Source organism: Corynebacterium pilbarense, assembly GCF_026930265.1.
Classification (GTDB): domain Bacteria; phylum Actinomycetota; class Actinomycetes; order Mycobacteriales; family Mycobacteriaceae; genus Corynebacterium; species Corynebacterium pilbarense.
Genome location: NZ_JANRML010000038.1, coordinates 1 through 1,807, shown reverse-complemented (window position 1 = coordinate 1,807; position 1,807 = coordinate 1). Strand labels below are relative to the sequence as shown.

General features: G+C 37.4%; 3 protein-coding genes. All 3 read left to right on the top strand.

Annotation, left to right across the window (positions count from 1 at the left end; genetic code table 11):
* Positions 1-383: DDE-type integrase/transposase/recombinase (locus tag NUW87_RS11985; protein ID WP_269028612.1), on the top strand; the 383-nt coding region annotated here is incomplete at its 5' end.
* A gap of 105 nt (positions 384-488) precedes the next feature.
* A complete protein-coding gene (locus NUW87_RS11980) occupies positions 489-986 on the top strand; it encodes a hypothetical protein (RefSeq protein ID WP_269028611.1) in 498 nt (165 codons plus the stop codon).
* 165 nt (positions 987-1,151) lie between these two features.
* The gene (locus NUW87_RS11975) at positions 1,152-1,319 is read left to right on the top strand and encodes a reverse transcriptase domain-containing protein (RefSeq protein WP_269028610.1); all 168 of its coding nucleotides are present in this window, start codon (positions 1,152-1,154) and stop codon (positions 1,317-1,319) included.
* Positions 1,320-1,807 lie beyond the last annotated feature (488 nt).

Below are 1,807 nucleotides of genomic sequence, written 5' to 3'. Positions count from 1 at the left end.
AAAAGGGCCCTCGAACACTACACAGTAAATGTATGGTTGAAGGTATGTCTAATGGCTCTCTGGATTTTGATTTTTGTGAACATTGTCTATATGGGAAGCAGAATCGGGTAAGATTCCCCTCTGGTGCAACGAGGGCAGAAGGAATTTTACAACTAGTTCACAGTGATGTTTTTGGACCTGTGTCGGTCCCATCATTGGGAAAATCTATGTACTATGTCTCATTTATAGATGACTTCTCGAGGAAAACTTGGATATATTTCCTCAGGAAGAAATCTGAAGTCTTTGACAGATTTAAAGAGTTTAAGGCTCTTGTTGAGAATCAAACAGAGAAAATAATCAAGGTGTTGAGGACAGATAATGGTGGAGAGTTCTGCGGGAATTAATTTGAAGAATTATGTAAGAAGTGCGGTATAGCAAGGTAGAAGACTACTCCATATACACCTCAACAGAATGGAGTTGCAGAAAGAAAGAATAGGACAATACAAGAAATGGCTCGAACAATGATAATGGATTCAAAGTTGACAGATATTTTTTGGACACAGGCAGTGCATACAACAGTTCACATTCAAAACAGAGTAATGCTCAGAAACAACACTGATAAAACTCCCTACGAGCTATGGAAAGGAAGACCAGCAAATGTGAAGCACTTCAGAGTTTTTGGAAGCAAATGCTACATCAAAAGAGAAGATGGCAGAATGGGAAAGTTTGACTCTCGTGTGGACAAAGGAATACTTGTTGGTTACTCAAGTACAAGGAAAGCATACAAGTGTTACAATCTAAGATTAAACAAAGTTGTGGAAAGCATCAACGTAACAATTGATGAAACAGGCAGACCAGAATCAAAGGAAGAAGAAAACAAATCAATGGAACAACTTTTCAAAGAAGAAGATGAAAAAGAAGAAGAAGAGGAAGATGAAGATGAAGAGAATCCAACAGAAGTAGAAGAGCAAGTTCAACAAGTATCTCCAAAGACACCTAGAAAATGAGTACAGAAGAATCATCCTTCAGATCAGATTATCGGAAACAAAGATGCAGGAGTTGAGACTAGAAGAAAAATCTGTTCACCAGAACAAACACACCTAGCACTCTTATCTACAATTGAACCAAACTGTTTTGAAGAAGCCAGCAAGGATGAATTTTGGAATAAGGCCATGGATGAAGAATTGGATCAAATAGAGAAAAATGACACTTGGGAATTGGTTCCAAGACCAAAGAATAAGAATGTGATCGGCACAAAATGGGTTTTCAGGAATAAATTGAATGAAGATGGACAAGTTACAAGGAACAAAGCTAGATTGGTATGTAAAGGATATGCATAGATTGAAGGAATCGACTTTGAAGAGACATTTTCCCCAGTTGCCAGAATGGAAGCAATCCATTTGCTTTTAGCTTATGCATGCTCCAAAAATGTTAAAGTATATCAGATGGACGTAAAATCATCTTTTCTGAATGGGGAACTTGAAGAAGAAGTCTACATTGAACAACCAGAAGGATTTCAGTTGTCAGAGAACACAGACTATGTGTGTAAATTAAAGAAGGCCTTGTATGGTCTAAAACAGGCTCCTAGAGCATGGTACTCCAGACTGGATAAGTATCTGTAGTAGGCAGGGTTCAGAAAAGGAAGTGCAGACAACAACCTCTACATCAAGGTAAGTCAAGGTAATATTTTATTAATTGAAGTTTATGTTGATGATATTATTTTTGGTAGTGATGATGACAGGTTAAGCCAAAAATTTGCAAAAGACATGCAGAATGAATTTGAAATGTTGTTACTTGGAGAACTATCCTTCTTTCTGGGACTTCAGAT

Coding starts and splice junctions, on each gene's coding strand:
- NUW87_RS11980 (WP_269028611.1), top strand. CDS start 489: ATGGCTCGAACAATGATAATGGATTCAAAGTTGACAGATATTTTTTGG.
- NUW87_RS11975 (WP_269028610.1), top strand. CDS start 1,152: ATGGATGAAGAATTGGATCAAATAGAGAAAAATGACACTTGGGAATTG.